General features: G+C 64.8%; 1 protein-coding gene. It reads right to left on the bottom strand.

Annotated features, from left to right (window positions below):
• On the bottom strand, positions 1–847 hold an 847-nt coding region (locus VBE63_RS30565), incomplete at both ends, for a hypothetical protein (RefSeq protein WP_323686712.1).

The raw sequence follows: 847 nt of genomic DNA on the forward strand, positions 1-847 counted from the left end.
GCCGGTCACCCGCAGTTGACCCGTGGCCCAGTCGTAGGTGGCGCTGGTGATGGTCGGGGCGGCGGCGCCGGTCAGGGTCACGATCGCGACCGATGAGGACTCCTCGCCGTCATTGACGCTGATGTCGAAGCGGCGATCACCTGTCGCGGTGTTGGTAGGGGTTTCGGTGTAGGAGAGGTTCTGCAGCAGGGTGCTGACCAGGGCCGGGGTAGCGACGCCGGTGTCGAAGGTGATCTTGAGCAGGTCATGGATCGTGTTGTCCGCGGGAGCGATGGTGGTGACCACACCGATATCGGTGCCATTGACCGTGACGCGTTCGCCTGACGTCACCACGCCATCATCGCCGGCCTTGACGGTGGCGCCGTCGAAGGACAGATCGCCGGTGGCGATGGAGCCACTGCTGGATTGGGTGACCAGCAGGAAGCCGCTGTTGCCAAAGCTGCTGTGATCGACATCGGTCAGGGTCGCGTTAGCGCCCACATCCAGCTTGACCGGGCTGCTGGCACCGACGACAAAGCTCGGGTTGTCGGCGTCCAGATTGGCGATCACGGGTGCATCATTCACTGCCTCCAGCGTCACCGTCGAGCCGATGTTGGGCGAGGCGGTATCGCCCCCGCCGTTGGCGGAGCCGCCGGTGTCCTGGATCGAGGTGATGGTCACCACCCGATTACTGGCCGTGCTGGGGTTCTGGCTGCTGTTGCTGTAGCTGATGCCGTCGATCAATGTTTGCAGGTCGGCCGCGGCTAGCGTTCCGCCCGAGAGTGTCACCGTGGCCGTGCCGGCTGCCACGCTGACGCTGTAACTCAGGCTGTTGGTGATCGTGGTGCCTGATGCGCCGTCCGTCAGC

This window comes from Lamprobacter sp., assembly GCF_034860625.1.
Classification (GTDB): Bacteria; Pseudomonadota; Gammaproteobacteria; order Chromatiales; family Chromatiaceae; genus Lamprobacter.